Source organism: Adhaeribacter pallidiroseus (assembly GCF_003340495.1).
GTDB classification, from domain to species: Bacteria; Bacteroidota; Bacteroidia; order Cytophagales; family Hymenobacteraceae; genus Adhaeribacter; species Adhaeribacter pallidiroseus.
In genome coordinates, this window is record NZ_QASA01000001.1 from 683,359 (window position 1) to 704,494 (window position 21,136).

A 21,136-nucleotide genomic window follows, 5' to 3' on the forward strand; every position below is an offset into this window, starting at 1 on the left:
TTCTGAATTTATTGCAAGGTTAAAATGTAGCTTTCAGGTTATTCTGTCCATAAGTGTAGCCAAGCTGGCGTGCCTGCCATATAACTAAAACTTACCGGCTATGGCCTCTGGAGGGAGTAGGGTAGGGAGTAATACGGCTGCCGCCATAACCGGGAATATTTTAAATAATTTTTAAAAAAGATGCGCGTTTGTAACAAGCCCCGGCTAAATGTAACAAACCCATTGCCTATCACCAGCAATACCAACACAAGAAACCGGTAAATTATTTTAATTCTAACCCTATTTTAAGGCCTTTGTTTACCAGAACTAACCCCTCTGCATTGGTAACAGAAATGGCAAAAATCAGTTGGTAATACCGGCGAGTAAGTTAAGCCGGATAGGTAAACGGTTTCCGTTTGTAAAATGCAAGTGGTTAAAAATAAACTTTTCGGGTTAAATCTGGTTTGTTTTTGCAACAAGGTTTGTAACGGGTTTAGGTAAAATCTACCAGAGTCGCCGCGCGTATCAGGGCTAGAGCACTGAAGAATATTTTGCCTTTTTTTTAATTAAAACTTTAACTAGTGAGCCGCTAATAAACCAGTAATTAGTAGTTTATCTAAAAAACAAATAGCATGAAAATAGTTGTATTGGGTGCTACCGGTACCATCGGCAAAGCCGTAGCGCAGTTATTTCGGGAAAAAGGCCATGAAGTTATTGCCGCTTCGCGGTCTTCGACGCCAGCCGTGGATATTGCTAATCCAGCCAGCATTCCGGCTTTTTTTGAACAGGTAGGTGAAGTAGATGCCATTGTTAGTGCGGCGGGCAGTGCGGCCTTTGTGGCCCTACCGGACCTGACCGAAGAACAAATTCAGTTGAGTTTAACGAGCAAACTCATGGGGCAGATTAATATGGTACGGCATGGCTTACCCAAACTGCGCCCCAAGGGGGTAGCCGTAATTACCGGTGGTTTTCTGGCGTATGCGCCTGCGCCTAAAACCAGTATGATTGCCATGGTGAATGCCGGCCTGGAAGGTTTTACCAAAGCCGCCGCTTTGGATTTAACTGATGGTCGCCGGGTGGTTATTGTGCACCCGCCTTGGGTAGCCGAAACCGCCGAGCAATTAGGAATGGACCCCACGCCCTGGCCCAATGCGGCTAAAACCGCCGAAGCTTACCTGGCAGCCGTAGAAAGTTCGCAGAATGGGGTACCGGTTTTTGTAGAAGGCTATGCTCCCGGTGATATTTGAAAAACTGAAAGACTGCTCCGGAACAAGGAGCAGTTTTGTTTTATGAATTTTCCTTACGTTTCGGTGTGTTTTGTTTAGCAAGAGAGCGGCAGGTATTACCTTACCCGCCGAAGCACCCGCTATTCTATAAACCGACTACTAAGAGCAACTCGTAACGCCCGCAGCATCTAGGGAAAAATCTACTCAATTACTAGGTCGTATTTAACGAGTAAACCGCTTAAACCCGCCGCGGAGAATTTGGTTTTTTTTGCGGTATTTAGCTCTAAATCAATCGCGTAATTATAAGCCGTCCGGAAGTCGGTTTTGGTGAGATTGGTACGGTTAAACAAGGTTTGGTATAAGTCGCAATTTAAAAACGCCGCTTCGCTCAAATCGCATTCGGCAAAGTTAGCTTCTTTAATGCTGCACGTATCGAAAATAGTTTTTTTTAATTTTTTGCCCACGTAGGCCGTATAATCCAGGTTGCAGTGGTAAAAAGAAACGGCAAACAAAAAATCAGCGCAGCGGCTAAAGTTCAAACCCAGCAACTTGGAGTTCCGAAAGGCTACCGTTTGCAGTTTCGCCTGGTCTAGTTTAACTAAACCCAGGTTACAGGTCTCGAAAGTACAATCAACAAACAAAGCCCCGGCAAAAAGGCTTTCGGCAAAATTGCAGTTTTTAAACGTACAGGCATTAAACTCCGTACCCGCCAGCTTCTTTCCCGAAAAATCAATTTTATCAAAGAGTTCTTCTTCGTGCAGTAATTTCATAAGCGCGTTTTAGGTCCGCAAACTTATGGGTTTTATTTTTTTGGAGTAGCTTTTAAAAGGAGAAATTTAGGTACAGCGGCTATTTAGAAGGCAAAGCAAATATAGATAAAGCCAACTAGTCGAAGCTTGTAGCTGGTTTCAACTATGGCGCGGAAGTTACTTCCGTGCCTTTCTCTATTAACCAGACTATTCCATAAACTTTATTGGTAATAAACCTTTCCCACTAGCATAATCCAAAGCGCTGCTGTATACATAATGTTCGGCTTCGGCTACCATCCCAGCTTTTACGGGATTCTGATGTATATAATCCAGACAGCGTTGCTGTTTGCTGTTATCCAGAAGCGCAACCGGGTGATATTGGTTTTGCCAGAATTGGTATTTCTGGTGTTTGCTGCTACTTTCCGCCGCTTTTTGAAAAATAGCCAGCATCCATTCTTTTCGGCTTTCCTGCTCGTTCGCCTGAATGGCTCGAATTAAGGCAACGGAAGTATATTTTTTAAAATCCCGGATAATATTGTTTAACGGTTCTTGCCCGGTGGTTCCTAAAGCCAAATGCAAGTGGTTCGACATAATAACCCAAGCGTATACTTCCAGTCCTTTCTTTTGCTGGCAATATTGTAAACTTTCTATTAGTAAGTCATTGTATTCGCGACGGGTAAATACATCCACCCAATGCACCACGGCAAAAGTGATAAAGTAGATTTTATCGGCATCCCGTATTTTGTACTTTTCACTCATGCTTGCCAGACAAAGCCTGTTTGGGTCTTAGTTCTCCGTGATTCGGAAGATACGTTTAGGAAGGCACTACTGTAGCTCCATTATGGCGCGGAAGTTACTTCCGTGACTAACTATAAAATAACAGGATAAATAGCATAAAAATAAGGAGGAACGGTTGTTAATCCAAGTAGGAAAAAGAATAAAGAGGTACTTATTTCCCGCTGATTAGGAAGGCTCGTTTAATAAGGCACGGAAGTAACTTCCGCGCCATAGAAGGATTAATTAAACAATAAAATCAATCGACTATATTATGATGTTTTTTATATTCCAATTAAAATTACAAAGTTCTTCTATAGATTGTTTTTCTTTTCCTATTAAATCTTTAAGCTCATTAAATGTAATTAAGCTTCTTATATTTCCAACTTTGTCATATGAATGTGCTTCGGTTCTTTGGTTTCTTTTTTCATTTATTTCTATCCAATACCTATTGCAAATTGGTAATATGTACTCGATTCTATTAGAATTTAAATTAGAGCCATATTCTAAAGTTTTAAATCCTATTTTAAGGCACTTGCATATTTTATCAAATATCAAGTTGTTTACTAAATTTAAATTTAACAATGATTTAGAGGCATCTATATCTGCAGATTTAACAAATATTAGGAATGAATTTAGTAGTTCCTCATACATTTCCTGTTCATGCCATATTAATGGGTTGAAAAACGCTTCAGGGTTCATTATTCCCCATTTGTCTTTCAATGTATGATGAATAATATCTAACGGCTGTTTTGTTAAGATATACCTAATATAATCGTTTTGGTCTGAATTGTATTTTAAACCCACAATGTAAGCTACATCACTAAACAATAAATATAATCCTTGTAGTGAAATTAAGTTGTTTTTATTTTCAAGCAACTTAGTTGCAAAAAATTTTCTAAATGATGGATCTTTTGATATGATAAATTTATAATTATTTAATTCTCTTTCAATAAAATAGTTGTCTAGGCTATTAGAGATCAAAATTAATTCTATTTTGTTGTTTTGGAATAACCATCGTACCATGTAAAACCTCACTAACCAATGTCTATGATTGCCATTAATATACCGTGAGTAAATTGATTCATTAAAAGGAATATCAGGGAAATGCTTAAATATCAAAGCTATTAAGTGATGAAATAATATATGTTCATCATTAATTAAAGATTCCAAAAAGTATATTACATCCTTATCTAAGGCAAAATGCTTTTTAAAGTAGAATAGTACACCATCAAAATGAGTTAGAATGAAAACGTAATTTTTAATCAGAGTTATTTTTACTTCATTATCTTGATTTAATTTATATAACGAAAAACTAATAAGTGATTTATCTAAGTAGATTTCTGATGAATTTTCATTAAAGCAGTTTAGAAATCGATCTCTAAGTTTTTTATGTGTTTTAGATTTAAGTTTACCAGCTTCTTTACCGATTGTTAGTTCATAAAATTCTTTAGATATTGATGAAAATTTATTGTTTTGTAAATTTAACTCTTTATCTATATCGGTGATTTCCTTTATAAGGACTTTGCTTCCTTGAGGGATCAGACCCAAATCGCGTGAAAATAGATCCAGAGCTGCTATTATTTTTTGACTTGAAATCCTGTCTTTAGCAAAGATCCTTATATCATCTACATATCTAATATATTTAAATTGAACATTCTTAATTCTTAAAACTTCTAAATCTAAATGCATTAAATATAAATCAGCTAAAAAGGGGGAACTTAATGGTCCTTGGGGAATACCGTGTTTGCTATTGAAAGTCGAATGATTAGAATCAGCTGTCCAAGTTTCTAAACAATCAGCTAATAAATTTAATATTTGTTTTTCTATCTTATAATTGTTTTCGAGAATTTGACATAAGATATTGTGATCTATTGTGTCGAAAAATGAAGCTATATCAAATTCACTTAGATATTTATAACCTTCATTAAAGTATGTTTTAGAAACATCATTAAACCTTTTCCAACGAGTTTTCCAAGATTTATAAAAGAAGGCTCTATCACTAGGGCGAGCTGTTGAAGTATTTATTATATTACCAAAGATTACACTATTATAGAACGGGGCAATTTTATCATATGCATTGTCAGCAATTATATTAACTATTGCTTGATAAACTAATAAGTCAATAAAATTTAGCATTGACAATGGCCTAACCAAATTGTCTTTTTTAGGAATAAAAATTTTATGGCATTTTTCTGGTCTATAGATTCCTCGTTTTATATGATTTATTATATTCTCAATATTCTCATCTAAAAAGTATCCAAAGATTCTTAAATCATCATAATAGATGGTTTTATAAAAAGTTTTTGAGGCTGTTTTTAATCTGGAGTAAGCTAATTGAAAATTGTCTATACTTAAAAATGCCTGAAACTGAATCATTTATATTTTATATTGACTTAATTGTTTTTACCAATCTAATTAATATTCCTAAATTTGTATATGTATTTTTAAAATATATTTATCAATTTATATGAATGTCATATTAGTTGAGAATTTTTATTTTAACCTGCTTCTGACATCAATCAACCCCAAAACTGAAGTTTAGCATAAGCCTCTTGCGAATATTTGTGGTGTTCTAAAACGCACACGCATCTATTTCCGCAAACCATCGCGCTGCCCAATCAGCCGCTTTACACCCAGCAGGACCGTTTACCAGTTAAATTTTATAAATAAGTTAATCTAGCTCGTGCCAAGGCTTATTTTCCGGTATCGTTGCCGGTAGAATCGGTATCGTTACCGGTAAAAAATGCGGCTTTAAGCTCTTTTTGGTAGTTATTATCATCTATATTAGCAAATAAACAATACTATTTACCGGATTAAACTGCCCGGAAAAAAGCTAATTTCTTGGCTTAAGGCCGGGAGCTATTGATTGATTTTTGATTTTCCGGGAGTTACTGATTCAACCGTAAGATCAGACTTGGCAGTTTGTTTTCCGGCATTTATTTAAAAAACTAAAGACACCATGATTTTAAATCAGGAAAATTTAAAAAATATCGCCCCGACGAACGTGCAGGTTCCCACTGCAGACTCCCGGCAGCTGCCCGAAAAAGTATTGCAGTTTGGTACCGGCGTTTTGCTGCGCGGCTTACCCGATTATTTTATTCACCAGGCCAACCAGGCCGGTATGTTTAACGGCCGCATCGTGGTGGTAAAATCCACGGACCACGGCGACACCAGTGCTTTCGAGCAGCAGGATAATTTGTATACGCTTTGTGTGCGGGGTATTGAAAACGGACAAACCGTAGAAGAAAATATTATTTGTTCGGCCATTAGCCGGGTAGTTTCGGCAAGCACCCAATGGCCCGAAATTTTAAAATTTGCGGCCAGTCCTGATTTAACCGTAGTCATATCCAATACCACCGAAGTAGGCATTCAACTGGTAGAAGATTCTATTCAGGCCCAGCTGCCCGTTTCTTTTCCCGGCAAATTAGTAGCGGTTTTGCGGGCCCGGTACCAGGCTTTTGCCGGCGACCCGAGTAAAGGTTTAGTTATTGTGCCCACCGAACTGATTCCGGACAACGGTACCAAACTAAAAGATATCGTGTACCAACTCGCGCAGCAACTCGAAGCAGAACCCGGTTTCCGGAAATGGCTGGATACCAGCATTATATTCTGCAATACCCTCGTGGACCGCATTGTGCCGGGCAAACCCGATCCGGAAAAACTAGCGGCCCTGGAGCAAGAGCTGGGTTACCACGACGAACTGCTCACCATGTCGGAGGTATACCGGTTGTGGGCCATTGCGGGCGATGAAAAGGTGCAAGAAGTATTGTCGTTTGCGCCAGTAGATGCCGGAATTATTATTGCCCCGGATATTGATATCTATCGGGAGTTAAAGCTACGACTTTTAAACGGCACGCACACTTTAAGCTGCGGGGTAGCTTTTCTGGCCAACCAGGTAACCGTGAAGCAAGCCATGGGGCAGGAGTTGGTAGCGGGTTTTATCAGCAGCTTAATGCAAAACGAAATAGCGCCGGCCATTCCGTACCCGGTAGAACCCGCCGTTTCCCTCGATTTTTCCCGGAAAGTACTCGACCGGTTCCGGAATCCGCACTTGGAACACCAGTGGCTCAGTATTACTATGAATTATACTTCGAAATTAAAAATGCGGGTAATTCCGGTTTTATTAAAGTATTACGAATTGTTTAACCAGGTGCCGCAACAAATAGCGTTTGGCTTTGCGGCGTATCTGCAGTTTATGCGGGCAACCAGTATAGAAAACAATAAGTATTATGGTAAGCTGGCCGGAGAAAAATACCTGATTAACGATGATCAGGCCTTGCTTTTACATACGTATTGGCAGCAAGCTACACCAGCGGTGGTAACTCAACAAGCTTTGCAGAACCCGGATTTATGGGGAGCGGATCTAACAACTTTACCTGGTTTTGCCCCGACGGTTGCTGCTTACTTAACGCAAATTCAGGAAGCAGGTATAGCGCAAGCGTTGCAGCACGTAGTCGCTAAAAAAACAGTGGTCTCGTAAAAAAGTAAACCAAAGATAAACCGGAACACCGGTGGGCAAAAGTGGCGCTACTCTTCGCAACTGTTTGGTTGGTAGGGAGAAGCGAATACAGCATTAAATTTAAAAAAAAGTAAATTTTATCCCAAAAAGCATGAACCAGGCATCGTTCGCGGCTTTCCCGGAAGCAACCAAAAACCGGCAAAAGTTTTTAGACGAGAACTTTTTGTTACAAACCAAAACGGCCCAGCGGTTGTACCACGAATTTGCCGCGCATTTGCCCATTATTGATTACCACAACCACCTCCCGCCCGAGCAAATTGCCCGCGATCACCAGTTTCAAAACCTCACGCAAATTTGGCTTTACGGCGACCACTACAAGTGGCGGGCTATGCGCACCAACGGCATTCCCGAAGCGTATTGCACCGGGGATAAACCGGATTATGAAAAATTTGAAAAATGGGCCGCTACCGTACCCTATACGCTACGTAATCCCCTGTATCACTGGACGCACCTGGAGCTGCAGCGTTACTTTAACGTGTCCGACGTATTAACAGACCAGAATGCCCGCGACATTTACGAAACCTGTACCAGCTTGCTGCAAACCCCGGATTACTCTGTTCGTTCGCTATTGCGCCGCATGAACGTAGAAGTTGTTTGTACCACCGACGACCCATTGGATTTGCTGGAACATCACCAGCAAATAAAACAGTCCGGTTTCGCGATAAAAGTATTACCCGCTTTCCGGCCCGATAAAGCCATGCAGGCCGAAGATGTACTGGCACTGTCGGCTTATATTCAAAAACTGGAAGCGCTCACCAATACCAATATTGATTCTTATGATACGTATCTGGCGACTTTAAAACAACGTCACGATTATTTTGCGGAGCAAGGCTGTAAAGTATCGGATCATGGCCTGGAGCAACTGTACGCCGAGGAGTATACCATGGTCGAAATAGAACAAATTTTTAAAAAAATTAAGAATCAGCAAGCGCTTACACCTTCGGAAGTACGGCAGTTTAAGTCAGATATGTTGTTTCAGTTTGCGCTCTGGGACCACGAGAAAGGCTGGGTACAGCAATACCATTTGGGCGCTTTGCGCAATAACAATCCCCGCATGCTCCGCCAAATAGGACCCGATACCGGTTGGGACTCCGTCGGCGATTTCCGGCAAGCCCAAGCCTTATCTACATTTCTGGCCCGGCTGGACAGCGAAGATCGCCTGGCCAAAACCATTTTGTATAACCTTAATCCCGCCGATAACGAGCTCATGGCGACTATGGTAGGAAATTTTAACGATGGCTCAGTACCGGGGAAAATTCAGTTTGGCTCAGGCTGGTGGTTTTTAGACCAAAAAGACGGCATGATCAAACAAATAAACGCGCTCTCCAACATGGGTTTACTCAGCCGCTTTGTGGGCATGCTCACCGATTCGCGCAGCTTCTTATCGTTTCCACGCCACGAGTACTTCCGCCGCATCTTGTGCAACTTGTTCGGCGACGATGTGGAGAACGGCGAACTGCCCGCAGATCTACCCTGGATTGGCAAAGTCATTCAGGATATTTGCTACTACAACGCTAAAAACTACTTTAATTTTTAAAAATAAAAAATTGTACCGGGTACCATTTGGTTTCTCAGGCTAAGAAACCCGGCTTTTTGGTAAATATTTCAAAATTTGATCAAATAGGTGGATGAGCTTCTGGTATGTAGTTGCCAAGAGGGTACTATGGTCTTTATGGTGATACTGTATTTGAGAAAAGCGTTACCGGACAATCCGCAAAAAGGACGGGTACTCTTTTTAATAAAAGCTTAACCCGTTTGAAAGACGAAAACAGGATTCCGGAAAACGTGTATCTTTGAGTAAAGTTATCAGAAATGGCTGAGTTTGTAGAAAGATACATCAACCCCTTTACCGATTACGGATTTAAGAAGCTGTTCGGCGAAGAACCGAACAAGGACCTACTACGGGACTTTCTGAATGTGCTTTTACAAGAAGAGCAGGGCGAGATAATTGATTTAACGTACCTGAAAAGTGAGCACTTAGGAACTGGAGAATTAGACCGCAAAGCCATCTTTGATTTATATTGTGAAAATAACCGGGGCGAAAAATTTATTGTGGAACTGCAAAAAACCAAGCAGAATTTCTTTAAAGACCGCACTGTTTATTATTCTACTTTTCCCATTCGGGAGCAGGCCAAACGGGCCGACTGGAACTACGAGCTAAAAGCGGTTTATACCATTGCCATTCTGGACTTCGTGTTTGATGAGGATAAAAAGGATCACAATAAATTCCGGTACGATATTAAACTGACGGATACCGAAACCAAGGCCGTATTCTATGACAAGCTCACGTTCATTTACTTAGAAATGCCAAAATTTAACAAAACCGTGGAGGAACTGGAAACCCGGTTTGACAAGTGGTTGTATGTAATACGCAATCTTAACCGGTTAGACAAAGTGCCGGAGAAGTTAAGAGAGCGGGTATTTGAAAAATTGTTTGAAACTGCTGAAATTGCCCGGTTTACCCCTGACCAAGTCCGTTCTTACGAAGATAGCTTGAAATACTACCGCGATTTAAAAAACTCCCTAGATACGGCCCGAGAAGAAGGTTTACTGGAAGGAATAGAGAAAGGAATAGAAGAAGGTAAAATTGAAGTAGCTTCCGAAATGCTGAAGGAAAATGAACCTCTCGCAAAAATAATTCGATTTACAGGCTTGTCACGGGAGCAAATCGAAAGGTTGAAAACAAACCAAGCGTAACTAGTTCTGCAAAGCCACTAAAGGCTTTTACCCTCAACTGCTATAGTCAATTTAAAAATATCAAAATGGAGCTAGAATACCTGCAGAGCGTTACGAAGCAATTCGAGTATTATAAATTGCTGGGCGAAAAAACTTTTTACCAACTCCAGGGAAATGATTTTTTTTGGCAGTACAACGAAGAAAGTAACTCGATAGCCATTATCGTAAACCACCTGTGGGGCAACATGCTATCCCGCTGGACTGATTTTCTGACTTCGGACGGAGAAAAAGAATGGCGAGACCGCGATCTGGAATTTGAATCGATTATACAAACCAAAGAGGAGCTATTTGCCAAATGGAACGCTGGTTGGGAAATCTTGTTTGCCGCATTAAGCACAGTTAACCACGAAAATTTTAATACCGAAATTTACATCCGAAACCAGGCTCACTCCATAATGGAAGCCATTAACCGGCAATTGGCGCATTATTCTTATCACGTTGGGCAAATAGTGTACCTGGGGCGCATGATTAAAGGGCAGCACTGGGAAACCTTAACTATTCCAAAAGGAAAATCGGTAGAGTTTAACACCGAGAAATTTGCCAAAGGCAAACACAAGGGTTATTTCTCAGATGATTTAAAGTAAAAAAGCTAGCTAAATACGAACAAAGCAGGAGTGTTTTTTAAATTTTAGAATTGATCGTTCAGCTATCATCATAGAAAAACAGGCTGTTCTAATATAGCAGTCCTTACAATCTGCAATAAAGAATTTTGAATTAGCGTGCGTTCGAAATAAGCCCTTCATTACACTAAGAATAGTACTACCAAGAAATATAAAATTCTATTTTAGGTTTCTTGGTATCCATTTCAGTCATCCTGGAAGGATCTAACCAGTAGGTAACCGATAAGATCCTTCCAGGATGACTGATTAAAGAGAATGAGCCTCCTTTTAACATATAAGTACTCGGACAAAATTAATTAAGTGCATAACTTAGAATAAAACATTGACTAGTAGTGTCTTATGAATCGAACAACCAACAACTACTAACGAACAACTACTTAGTTATTTTTATCTCGAACTCACCTTAAATTAACCAACCTCAACAAAGCCCGTATTATTCTAAATTTTAAAAAAAGCCACTTACCGGTTTTATCTGGTAAGTGGCTCTTCTCTGGAATTTAATTTAACAGGCTAATCTGGCCTAATTAGCAAGGCTTTGACTAGATCAGAACAATAATTTTTATTGACCGATTAAAATAAAGGGCGCCCAGTAAAAGGGCGATTTATGCTGACTCTTTCGTACAAGCTTGCGTTTAGCCGTTTGGAGCGCTTCTGTTTTGTTCTTGCCCGAGAGAAGTGCCTGGTAAAAGTATTTCATTAAATCAGCGGTAGATTCATCTGATACTTTCCATAAAGATACTAATACGTTTTTAGCGCCCGCAAATAATAAGGCTCTGGTAATACCAATTACTCCTTCCCCTTGGGCTAATTTTCCTAAACCAGTTTCACAAGCCGAAAGCGTGACTAAATCGGCTTTTAAATGTAAATTATAAATCTCCCCGGTATACAGTATTCCATCTTCATGACTGGTGTTTTCTTGCGAAAGCAGTAAACCCGATAGTTCCGGAAAATTTTCGTTAACAAAACCGTGCGTAGCTAAATGAATATAATTATAAGTAGAAACCGTCGGGCTCTTAACCCGATCTTCGGTGGCTTTATGGTACAGGTATAGCTGGGTTTTAGCTCCTTTGGCCCGGAATAACTGCCCTATTGTTTTAACTTCCCTTTCCGAGGCAATTAAAGGCGTTACGTACCCACCCTCAAGCACTGAACTGCGGCGAATCTTCTCGGTAATAATTGGTAAATCAAAGTTGCTTGCCGTAAGAGGCTCAAATTTTTGAAAGGCATTACTGGTTGATTCAGAATTGAGAATTGTATAGTCAGTATTTAGGCCGACAGTATTTTTACTTCTCAAAACAGAAATAGGAAGATGACTTTTAAGGCGGGTAGAAAGTAAATTTTTAGCAAGTGCAGAATCAGCAAAAACAGGCGCCAGAGCTAACAACCGCTTCTTAGAATTTTCCTCCGGATGGCTTAATCGTTCATACAGCAGCCGTCCGGAATAAGCATAGCTAATGTGGTATTTGTGCACCAGGTACGCACGGGTTTTGTTTAAATTAACTTTGCCGGACTGCGTGAGCAATGCCTCAAATGGAAAAGAGGCTAATTTCCCTTCCGGAATAATAATTAAAGATTTTATATGGCGCGGAATAGCCGGCGGTAATAGTAATTTGTAGAGTTTATGAGCTACTTGTTGGTAAAGATCCGGATCTTTTAAAATAATGCCATCCCTAAAAGCGGTTAATTGCCGGTCAAAGAGGCTATCCAGGGGAATAGATTTTACCTCAAAAAAACTTTTACCCAAGATAAATATTTGAAGAACATTGGGTTTAAGCGCATACTCTAACACAACCGAACTGGAGTTAAGTTTACGCTGCAATTGCTCCGGCGTAACGGTAGATGGTTGATATTTTAAATTATAATATTTTGGATAAAATCTTTCGTACTGGCTAACCAAGTTTTCCTTTTGGCGATTGGCGTCAAATAATTGATTTTGATAGGTTAATAGCTTCGTGCTATCTGCTTCAGTACCTTTATTAAGTTCTTTTGCTAAACGCTGCGTATTTTGGGCAATTTGGTTACGTAAAGTTTGATCTTGTTTTAACAAGGAGTCCGGGATACCCGCAAATATTTTGGCCTTCGACTCAGTTAGGGAAGCTAAGAGCACGCCGGATTTTCCTTGCTCCGAAAAGTAGAAAGCTTTATCCAGGTAAGTTTGTTCCTGCGTGAGGCGATGGAGCTTTAAACATAAAGAAAGCGCTTGATGATATAAAGCTGCCGTATTGGCAGTGGAGGCAACTTTATCGGTCTCATTTTCCTGGTTGCGCTGAATAATTTTGGCTAACGAATCGGCGGTAAAGGAGGTGTGATAAGCCAAGAGTAGGTCTGTAATCTTGCCGGACTGGTCAAATAACTTCTCCAGAACTTCTGCTTTTTTCTGAAGAGAAGTAAGTAAAGTTTTAGAATTTAAAAAAGTAGTAGCTTGGCTTTTTAATGCAGGATTATGCGCAATAAGGGTATCTTGAAAAGTGGGTACATTCGCCAGCATGGCTTGTTGAAAGTGCTTTAATGCTTTTGGGTAATCGCCTTTTTGCAAATATACCTTACCTAAATAATTATAGGTATCGCCAACATTGGGATGCGTTTTACCCAAAGATTTTAAATAACTCTGGAGAGCCTTTGTATGGTATTCGGTGGCTTTCTGGTAATTCCCGCTGGCTTGGTACAAGATACCGTGTTGGTTATACGTATCGGCCACACTGGGGTGCGATTCACCTAAAGCGGCGCACCTAATTTGTAAGGCCATCTGGTAGTATTCCAGGGCTTTTTGAAAATCTTTTTTAATTTGATGCACATTGCCCAAACTGTAATAAGAATCAGCTACTTTAGGATGTTTTTCCCCTAATACAGCACACCTGATTTGTAAAGCTTTTTGGTAATATTCCAATGCTTTCTCGTAATTTTCTTTTGCCTCGAAAACATTTCCTATATCGTTGTACGAGTTGGCTACATTGGGGTGGGCTTCCCCTAAAGCAGAACGCCGGATCTGCAATGATTTTTGATGGTACTCCAGAGCTTTGTCGTATTCGCCTTTTAAAAAGTAAATACTGCCTATTGTTTGATGCGAGCTAGCTATACCGGGATGCGTTTGGGCTAAAACAGCGCTTCTGATTTGCAGCGCTTTCTGGTAGTATTCCAAGGCTTTATCGTACTCGCCTTTATCACCGTATATATTGCCAAACAAATGATAAGAATCGGCAACATCCAGGTGATTTTCGCCTAAAACCGAGCGCCGGATAAGTAAAGCAATTTGGTGGTATTCCAGCGCTTTGTCGTATTCTCCTTTGTTGAAGTAAACGTTGCCGATATTGTTGTAGGAACCGGCTGAACTAGGGTGGTCTTCGCCTAAAATAGAGCACCGGATCTGCAAGGCTTTCTGGTGGTATTCTAAAGCTTTATCGTATTCTCCTTTATAGTGGTAGTTATTCCCAATGCTGTTAAAAGAATTAGCTACATCCGGATGAAATTCGCCCAAAGCAGCGCGCCGGATTTGGAGTGCTTTAAGGTGGTATTCCAGTCCTTTATCGTACTGCCCGGTAATAAAGTAATCATTACCTATAGCATAGTAAGAATTGCTGATTCCCACATGCGTTTCATTTAAAGTAGCGCGCCGGATTTGTAATGCTTTTAGGTGATATTCCAAAGCTTTGGGATACTCTCCTTTTCCGAAATAAACATTACCTACCAAGTGATAAGAATCGGCTACCTCCGGATGATCTTCACCAAAAACCGAGCGCCGGATGCGCAAGGCTTTTTGCTGGTATTCCAGCGCTTTGTTGTGGTTACCTTTAACCAGGAGAACATGACCTAAATTAATGTAGGAATAAAGCGTTTTAGTTGAATCTTCTTTGACCTTCGCAATGGTTTCCAGTAAAGTCTGGTTTGCCTGGTCCAGCGCCTCGTTGTACTTACCCATGGAATATAGGTTATAAGTAAGTCCATTGTCACAATCTATTTTTTTCGCCCATTGCTGGTGCTCCCGGTACAATTCTGAGGCTTTTTTAAAATATACGATAGAATTCCCGTATTTTCCTTGTTCTTGTAAACTTAAGCCTTGATTATACAATTGGTGCGCACGCTTAATAGCCTTTTCTTTAAGCTGGTTCTGTGCCTGCACCTCCTGTATACCTAAACACATTAAAACAAAGATTATTACTAAAGAAGCTTTCATCTGGCCAGAATGGATACGTAAGAATGAATATCTTCAAAACTTTAATCTAAATAATAAGGAAATGACCATTTCTGTAGCGAATGACTATAAAACCTTATAAATTTAATATTATTTGTAATTTACTGAAGTTAAGTCAGATATTTTAAAAAACGCGGTAAAAACATAATGTTTTTCTCCTAATTATCTTTCCGTTGTTTATAAGAAATCTGTACAAAGCGGCATTAATCTATAATAGGGGAAAGCAGATGAAAACACTAAGGAATACCCGATGTATTTTTAAAACAAGAAATACTAACATGATAAATCTCCGCCAAATTATAAGTAGTTTGCTGCTATTTTATGGCTTAGCTGTAAAGGGATATGGACAAGAGTTATTGCCCACCACTTCCTATAAATACCAGGTAACCCGCCATGTATTTGATCGCTTGACATACGCATTTGCTAATACCCGTCCGCAACCCCGGTTAGAAATAATTGCGCGTAACTTGAAGAAGCCTCAAATTATTGCCCAATACCGGCCCGGCAGCCAACCGGTAGTGCAAATAGATGAAGAGGTTTATGATTTATGCCTAAAGCTACAAAGTGATTCATTAAACGCTTTGGCCGTTTTACTCAGTCATGAACTGGCCCACCATTACGAAAAACACGAATGGTATTTTACTTTTGGTATTAGTCAGTCCTATAATAAAATTCCGAAAGAAAGCATCCAACAGTTTGAATCGGAAGCTGATTTTTACGGGTGCTTTTACGGCGAACTGTCCGGTTTTGCAACCGGGCGGGTGTTTCCGCGCATCCTTGATTTAATTTATCAGCATTTTAATCTGGCAAACGTTTTAGAGGGTTATCCCACCAAAGAAAACCGAAAAGCTATTTATGCCGCTAAGCAAAAGGATGCCATTAAAATGGTTTCGGTTTTTAAGGCCGGTTTATTTCTTTACTTAATGCAAGAATTTGAATCGGCGGCCATGTGCTTTGATTACCTGGTAAATCAATTCCCAAGCCGGGAGATTATCAATAATTTGGCAGCGGCTAAACTGCAGCAAGCCTTATGGTTATACACGAGCCAAGAGCAGTCAAGTTTTGTGTACCCCGTAGAGTTAGATGCGCAAAGTCGTTTGGCCTCTTTAAGGCGCGCCCTACCCGGCGAGGTGAGCGATAAGCAATATGTGCAATTGTTAACCGATGCCCGCAAATATGCCGAAAAGTCTCGGGAGATTGATCCTACTTATGTACCCGCTTATATTAATCTGGCTTGTATTTATTCGTTACAAGGAAATCAGGCAGCGGCCATTGGTGTTATTAATGAGCTAAAACCAAGCAATATAACCGGCAATGCTTATTCCATCCGGGCTATCGCTTATCATAAAGATAATCAATTAAGTAAAGCGCAAACCGATTTTGAATTAGCTTTCCAGAAAGGAGCCTACCAGGGAAAGTATAATCTGGAACTGTTTAATAAATTAAATGAATCTTTGGCCGGGACTTTAACTACCTGGATGAGAAGTTGGTTTGCGGAAGAAGAGTCGGCCAGTGGTTTTGTAAAATCCGTTGCCAAAGAACAAATAGGCGCCCCCATCACTAACACGTCCTTGCCGGCACAAGCCTCCCGAATAAGTATTAGCAAAACGCCGCACCTGGTTGTTCAATGGAATGAGCAAAAGGACTATTCTCAATTAGGAATTCAAAATGGTACCCGGAACTACCTGGTGCATCTTACGCAGGATAATTACGCCAAACAAACAGCCCGTAAGGTAAAACGAGGTGCTCATCTGGAAACTTTAAAAAGCAAATACGGAGATCCGGCTTATTCTTTTTCGGGAGCTAAAGGGGAGTATCTGGTTTATCCCAATAATAAAATTGCTTTTATCATAGATAGAAGTAATCGGGTAAATAGCTGGTTTGTTTATGGTCGAATTTTTTAAATTTTAACTGTTTATAATTTCTCCTCAATCAAAAATTATTAAACAGAAAAAAAAGTGCCCGGAAAGAAGTTGTACCATATTCGCATTAATCAATCTTCCTGAAATATATACCTCCCTATTATTAACAACCTTTCTAAACGGGTTGTATCTGTTTATTTGCCGGTCGTTGTTTGTTAAAATGACAACTTTCTTCTTGCTTCGTTTAGTTTACAGAATAAGCTTCAATTAGAGTAAAAGCTTCTTTACTATATATTAAAAATTATTTTTTAATTTTTTAAAAAAGTAAGGTAACAATTATGAAGTAAGGAGTATGTATACAAGTACGGTCTTTAAGGCTACTCCAAATATTAAAAGGTATTGAAGTTTTAAGAACCGTTTCTAAAATAAACTCAAAAATTATTTACAACTAAGCAGCATGCAATTTAATGTCTGATAAATCTAAAAAATATTCTCAGAAATAACCTCATAATTTCGACTCCTTCTTTTTTTTAACTTAAAACTTTATATAATTTAGGCTGGATGGAGCATTCAGACCAAAAATATATAAAAGCATTAGTAACGAATGATGAAGTCTTGGTTAAAGAGATTTATCGAAAATTCTCCGGTAAAATCAAATGGATGGTTTTAAAAAATAACGGGACAGAAACAGCAGCGGGGGACATATTTCAAGAAGCTTTATTGTCTATTTGTCATAAAGCAAAAATGTACGACCTGGTTCTGTCGTGTCCTTTCGATGCATTTATTTATACTATTTGTAAAAATCTTTGGCTAAAAGAATTAAGCAAACAAAAAGCACATCCCGTAATTTCCGACGACGAAGGATTGGAGATAGGAGAAGATAATACAAAATTGGCGGAAGAATGCCTGATGCAGGAGCAACGGGTGAACTTATTGAATGAAAAACTCGATGAATTAGGTGGAGATTGTGCTAAACTGCTTCGCTTAAACTGGGGAGGTAAATCAATGGGGGAAGTAGCGCAAGAATTAAAGATGACTTACGCGTATGCCCGCAAAAAAAAGGTAGGCTGCATGGAAAAATTAATCGGGCTAATAAAACGAACCCCGCAGTTTAATTCATTGAAATGGTAAAAATATGAACCAAGATTATTTAGAGCAAATTGAGGCGTACTTAAATGGCGAAATGAGCCCGGTAGATCAATCTCTTTTCGAATCGGCTTTAGCTTCGGACAAAGAACTATCTCATACTTATAAGATGTACCGCACTATTGAAGCAGATATGCGCGGCTTTGAAAAATACAAGCTGGAGGATGACCTTCTAAAAAACACCTTAAGCACTTTAAATAAGGAATATTTTAAAAATGAACCGCAGCCAGCCACCAGAGTAATTCCTTTATATTCTAATCGGATTTTTAAAATGGCTGCTGCTATTGCGGCCAGTATAATTTTTGTTTTGGTTAGCTATTTTGCCTTTTTTCGGCCAGCAGAAAACATGCAAGTTCTGGCGGATGCTTACCTGAAAGAGCATTTACAACAAATTAGCCAAACGGTGAGTGTGCCGGACGACACGCTGCAATTTGGTGTGGCCGGAAAGCACCACGCGAAAGATACCAATCAGGATAGCCTGGCCATTGGCATTACTGCTTATAATAATCAGGAATTTAATACCGCTCTGGGCTATTTTCGGGGAGTTTTAAAAAAATATCCCAATGATAAAAACGTTAAAAAGTACACCGGTCTCGTTTACCTGCATACGCAGGCGTATGATCAAGCCTTGCGGGAGTTTGATGAACTAGCCAATAACCCGGACCTAGAAAACAATTCTGCCCTTTTCCTGAAAGCAGTAACTTTAATGCTGCGGAACCAGCCAGGCGATAAAAAAGAAGCTAAACAACTACTGCAACAAGTAGTAAAAACGCATGCCGAAGGAAGCAAAGAAGCGGCGGAGTGGTTGCAAAAGTTGTAGAATAAAGTGTTATAAAAATGGGTATTTCCTCACTTACAGATGGCTTTTTACAAATGCAATTGCCTGATTGTTGCCTCAATAAAAGCTTCGCGTAAGTTAAATCAATGACGTTCTTTTTTATTCTTTTGACAATTTTTCATTAAACCTTTTCTTCTCAGCCAGCGCCTTGGAACCTGCACCCAAGGACACAAACGGCTTATTTCATCTAAAATTTATTTTTTCGGGCAAAAAATCAATAAAAAAGGGTAACAATCCTGGCGCTACCGGAATCTATAAACGGAAATGCTTCGGAATCAACTATTGTGCTTGGTTTGCTTGTAAACTTGCAGAAATATCAAAATAAAGTTTTTTTGATCTGTCACCTTAGTAAGGTTTAGGAGGCATTGCCTGGAGCACTATATTTTACAAATACCTGGTTAATCCTAGTAATGCTGCCGCTCTCCGTAGTTCCGTTTTTTAGCATCTGCGCAGAAGGTTACGAACAAAAGTCTGGACTACCTACCAAAATAGCCTATGGTAACGCTCATCCTTAGGGGTGTATCTTACTCCGTGGAATAAGAAGATGGCGATTGGATAGTACCGACCGGAGAGCGGCCAGCATGGAGGGTTTAAAATTTAAAAAAACATGCCATTTGAACTCAGATGATACATGCCGCCGGATGGTTTAAATGCCTGGGTTGTTCCCAGATAAGCGCCTTTTTATCTAGTAGCAAACAAGCCGGTAGCGGCAGTATCAAATTATTTTAACTGGTTAATGATGCATCAACCGTTCTTAAATAATAAGATAAAGCAAAGCCTTGTTTATGTCTCTATTTGGGTAGTTGATGCATTAATTATTTAAAAATTTAAAAAAACTTGGCTGTTCTATTAATAGCCAAGTTTTTTTAAATTTTTAAATAGATGGAGTACGGCCCTATTTATTTTTATTTACCTGCTACCGTTGGCATGGGCTTATCAGAATAGGTGATAATATCTCCTAGTTGGCAGGTGTTTTCCGGAGTGGGATTAAGTAATTTAATTTTTACACTGTGTTGGCCATTCGGTAGTTTATATTTCCAGAATAACTCAGGACGGCGGCCGGTAAAGCTGGTGGGTAGTTCTACGGTTTCCAGCAGTTTGTTATCCAGGTATATTTCTGCTTTACATACGTACTCCGATTTAGAATCCCATTTGGCTGTTTCGCCGGTTACTACAAAGCCGTTGCCATCAAAAGTAAAAGTATACTCATCTTTTAAAGGTTTATTAACGTTTAAGCGTTTAGCCGGAAAATGGCCCCCAAAACTTTGTTCTAAACGCACGGGTTGAGGTTGTTGCAGCTGGATTGTAACGTTGTTGCCCACTACTTTGCCACCATTGCTGGTTATTTGTTGTAAAGCATGCTTTAAACCTATATCGTAAACTTCATTCAGCGACATGGTAGTATATTTGAAATCTAAAGACTCGACTTCTTTTAAACCTTGTTTCCAGTACGGGGGTATTTTGCTGTAACCCAACATGGTTCCTAAAATACCGGCCGCCGAGGATGGATTACAATCGGCATCTTGTCCGCAGCGAGTAGCAATTTCCACTGTTTTCCCGAAATCGCTGTTTCCATAGAGTAAACCAATAATCACGTACGCTGAATTTACGGTAGCATCAATATTAAAAGGTTTATAAATGCCATCCGGGCAACCTGTATCGGAGGTCCATTTTTTTTGTACCTCAAACCAGGTTTGTTTCCAATCGTTAGGGTATTGCTCGTGCCACCGGATTACATCGCTCATACATTGATAGTAATTGCTTTTAGCCGGAATTGTTTTCAAGGCTTCTTTTACAATATATTTTATGTCGTTAGAAGTAAAAGCAAGCGTATACAAAGCGCCCATGTAAACTCCACCGTACCAACCGTCGCCGTAGTTCATGATATGCCCAATTTTATCGCTTATCTGGGAAGCGGTATTAGGCATGCCCGGCGACATCAGGCCAGCAAAATCGGCTTCTATCTGATAATCAATACAATCGGCGTGCGGGTTATTTAACCAATGACCGGACTCCGGTGCGGCTATACCGTGTAAAATATTGTACCGGCCAACTTGGTTTGCGTGCCATAGGGCATAACCCGCGTTAGCGTACGATTTAGCAAAAGAACTCACCGGCGCATCTAAACCTTCTTTTTCTAACACATCCACAAAGGTGAGATCCATGTAAATATCATCGTACAAACCAGGATTTTCGGTCATGGTTTTTTTCAGATATCCATCGTACCAAACAATAGGTTGATATTCCTGAATGAGCGTACCATTGTAGCGAAACTCCATAGGGCCGCCGTATGTAACCCCAATAGTCTGACCAGCCCAGCCCCCTTTAATTTTATCTTGTAAAGCATCTTTCGTAAGGGTTATGGTTTTGTGATTAGAACTACTAGTTGGGCCATTGCCTGATTTAAATGTTTGGGAAAAGACGCTACTATAACAGAGTAGTAATAAGATTACAAAGGTTTTGTTCATATGTCAGTACGTTTTAAGCTATACAAC

The 21,136-nt window shown here is 39.8% G+C and carries 13 protein-coding genes; 8 read left to right on the forward strand and 5 right to left on the reverse strand.

The window, feature by feature from the left end; all coding sequences use genetic code 11:
- The first annotated feature begins 611 nt into the window (after positions 1-611).
- Positions 612-1,226 carry a short chain dehydrogenase gene (locus AHMF7616_RS02535; protein ID WP_115371453.1) on the forward strand — a complete coding sequence of 205 codons (615 nt, stop codon included), beginning with the start codon at positions 612-614 and terminating at the stop codon, positions 1,224-1,226.
- A 179-nt stretch (positions 1,227-1,405) separates the two neighbouring features.
- On the opposite strand, the gene AHMF7616_RS02540 is transcribed toward AHMF7616_RS02535, so the two are convergent.
- The 3 genes from AHMF7616_RS02540 to AHMF7616_RS02550 all read right to left on the reverse strand — a co-directional run bounded on the left by AHMF7616_RS02540 (position 1,406) and on the right by AHMF7616_RS02550 (position 5,107).
- A complete protein-coding gene (locus AHMF7616_RS02540; RefSeq protein ID WP_115371454.1) occupies positions 1,406-1,975 on the reverse strand; it encodes a pentapeptide repeat-containing protein in 570 nt (189 codons plus the stop codon).
- A 186-nt stretch (positions 1,976-2,161) separates the two neighbouring features.
- On the reverse strand, positions 2,162-2,713 hold the full coding sequence (locus AHMF7616_RS02545; protein ID WP_115371455.1) for an REP-associated tyrosine transposase: 552 nt from the start codon (positions 2,711-2,713) through the stop codon (positions 2,162-2,164).
- A 282-nt stretch (positions 2,714-2,995) separates the two neighbouring features.
- On the reverse strand, positions 2,996-5,107 hold the full coding sequence (locus AHMF7616_RS02550) for a reverse transcriptase domain-containing protein (protein WP_115371456.1): 2,112 nt from the start codon (positions 5,105-5,107) through the stop codon (positions 2,996-2,998).
- 583 nt (positions 5,108-5,690) lie between these two features.
- Between AHMF7616_RS02550 and AHMF7616_RS02555 the strand changes: the two genes are divergently transcribed.
- The 4 genes from AHMF7616_RS02555 (at position 5,691) to AHMF7616_RS02570 (ending at position 10,570) form a co-directional block, all read left to right on the forward strand.
- Entirely contained in the window at positions 5,691-7,211 is a 1,521-nt protein-coding gene (locus AHMF7616_RS02555) for a tagaturonate reductase (RefSeq protein ID WP_115371457.1), read from the forward strand.
- Between the two features lie 130 nt (positions 7,212-7,341).
- Entirely contained in the window at positions 7,342-8,787 is a 1,446-nt protein-coding gene (gene uxaC / locus AHMF7616_RS02560) for a glucuronate isomerase (RefSeq protein WP_115371458.1), read from the forward strand.
- 275 nt (positions 8,788-9,062) lie between these two features.
- Positions 9,063-9,947, forward strand: coding sequence for an Rpn family recombination-promoting nuclease/putative transposase (locus AHMF7616_RS02565; protein ID WP_115371459.1), 885 nt, complete (start codon positions 9,063-9,065; stop codon positions 9,945-9,947).
- Positions 9,948-10,012: 65 nt separating this feature from the next.
- Positions 10,013-10,570, forward strand: a complete 558-nt coding sequence (locus tag AHMF7616_RS02570; RefSeq protein ID WP_115371460.1) for a DUF1572 family protein — start codon at positions 10,013-10,015, stop codon at positions 10,568-10,570.
- A gap of 595 nt (positions 10,571-11,165) precedes the next feature.
- On the opposite strand, the gene AHMF7616_RS02575 is transcribed toward AHMF7616_RS02570, so the two are convergent.
- Positions 11,166-14,777: a CHAT domain-containing tetratricopeptide repeat protein gene (locus AHMF7616_RS02575; protein WP_115371461.1), complete on the reverse strand. Its 3,612-nt coding sequence runs from the start codon at positions 14,775-14,777 to the stop codon at positions 11,166-11,168.
- A 296-nt stretch (positions 14,778-15,073) separates the two neighbouring features.
- Here AHMF7616_RS02575 and AHMF7616_RS02580 point away from each other — a divergent pair, with 296 nt between their 5' ends.
- From AHMF7616_RS02580 to AHMF7616_RS02590, 3 genes are all read left to right on the forward strand, one after another.
- A complete protein-coding gene (locus tag AHMF7616_RS02580) occupies positions 15,074-16,699 on the forward strand; it encodes a M48 family metalloprotease (RefSeq protein WP_115371462.1) in 1,626 nt (541 codons plus the stop codon).
- 519 nt (positions 16,700-17,218) lie between these two features.
- On the forward strand, positions 17,219-17,788 hold the full coding sequence (locus tag AHMF7616_RS02585) for an RNA polymerase sigma factor (RefSeq protein WP_115371463.1): 570 nt from the start codon (positions 17,219-17,221) through the stop codon (positions 17,786-17,788).
- Positions 17,789-17,792: 4 nt separating this feature from the next.
- Positions 17,793-18,623 (forward strand): tetratricopeptide repeat protein, encoded by an 831-nt coding sequence (locus AHMF7616_RS02590; protein ID WP_115371464.1) that lies wholly within the window; start codon positions 17,793-17,795, stop codon positions 18,621-18,623.
- 923 nt (positions 18,624-19,546) lie between these two features.
- Here AHMF7616_RS02590 and AHMF7616_RS02595 read toward each other — a convergent pair.
- A complete protein-coding gene (locus AHMF7616_RS02595) occupies positions 19,547-21,109 on the reverse strand; it encodes an ADP-ribosylglycohydrolase family protein (RefSeq protein ID WP_115371465.1) in 1,563 nt (520 codons plus the stop codon).
- Positions 21,110-21,136: the final 27 nt, after the last annotated feature.

Excerpts from the sequence above, each read along its gene's own strand:
- AHMF7616_RS02535 (WP_115371453.1), top strand. The coding sequence starts at position 612 with ATGAAAATAGTTGTATTGGGTGCTACCGGTACCATCGGCAAAGCCGTA.
- AHMF7616_RS02540 (WP_115371454.1), bottom strand. The coding sequence starts at position 1,975 with ATGAAATTACTGCACGAAGAAGAACTCTTTGATAAAATTGATTTTTCG.
- AHMF7616_RS02545 (WP_115371455.1), bottom strand. The coding sequence starts at position 2,713 with ATGAGTGAAAAGTACAAAATACGGGATGCCGATAAAATCTACTTTATC.
- AHMF7616_RS02550 (WP_115371456.1), bottom strand. The coding sequence starts at position 5,107 with ATGATTCAGTTTCAGGCATTTTTAAGTATAGACAATTTTCAATTAGCT.
- AHMF7616_RS02555 (WP_115371457.1), top strand. The coding sequence starts at position 5,691 with ATGATTTTAAATCAGGAAAATTTAAAAAATATCGCCCCGACGAACGTG.
- uxaC (WP_115371458.1), top strand. The coding sequence starts at position 7,342 with ATGAACCAGGCATCGTTCGCGGCTTTCCCGGAAGCAACCAAAAACCGG.
- AHMF7616_RS02565 (WP_115371459.1), top strand. The coding sequence starts at position 9,063 with ATGGCTGAGTTTGTAGAAAGATACATCAACCCCTTTACCGATTACGGA.
- AHMF7616_RS02570 (WP_115371460.1), top strand. The coding sequence starts at position 10,013 with ATGGAGCTAGAATACCTGCAGAGCGTTACGAAGCAATTCGAGTATTAT.
- AHMF7616_RS02575 (WP_115371461.1), bottom strand. The coding sequence starts at position 14,777 with ATGAAAGCTTCTTTAGTAATAATCTTTGTTTTAATGTGTTTAGGTATA.
- AHMF7616_RS02580 (WP_115371462.1), top strand. The coding sequence starts at position 15,074 with ATGATAAATCTCCGCCAAATTATAAGTAGTTTGCTGCTATTTTATGGC.
- AHMF7616_RS02585 (WP_115371463.1), top strand. The coding sequence starts at position 17,219 with ATGGAGCATTCAGACCAAAAATATATAAAAGCATTAGTAACGAATGAT.
- AHMF7616_RS02590 (WP_115371464.1), top strand. The coding sequence starts at position 17,793 with ATGAACCAAGATTATTTAGAGCAAATTGAGGCGTACTTAAATGGCGAA.
- AHMF7616_RS02595 (WP_115371465.1), bottom strand. The coding sequence starts at position 21,109 with ATGAACAAAACCTTTGTAATCTTATTACTACTCTGTTATAGTAGCGTC.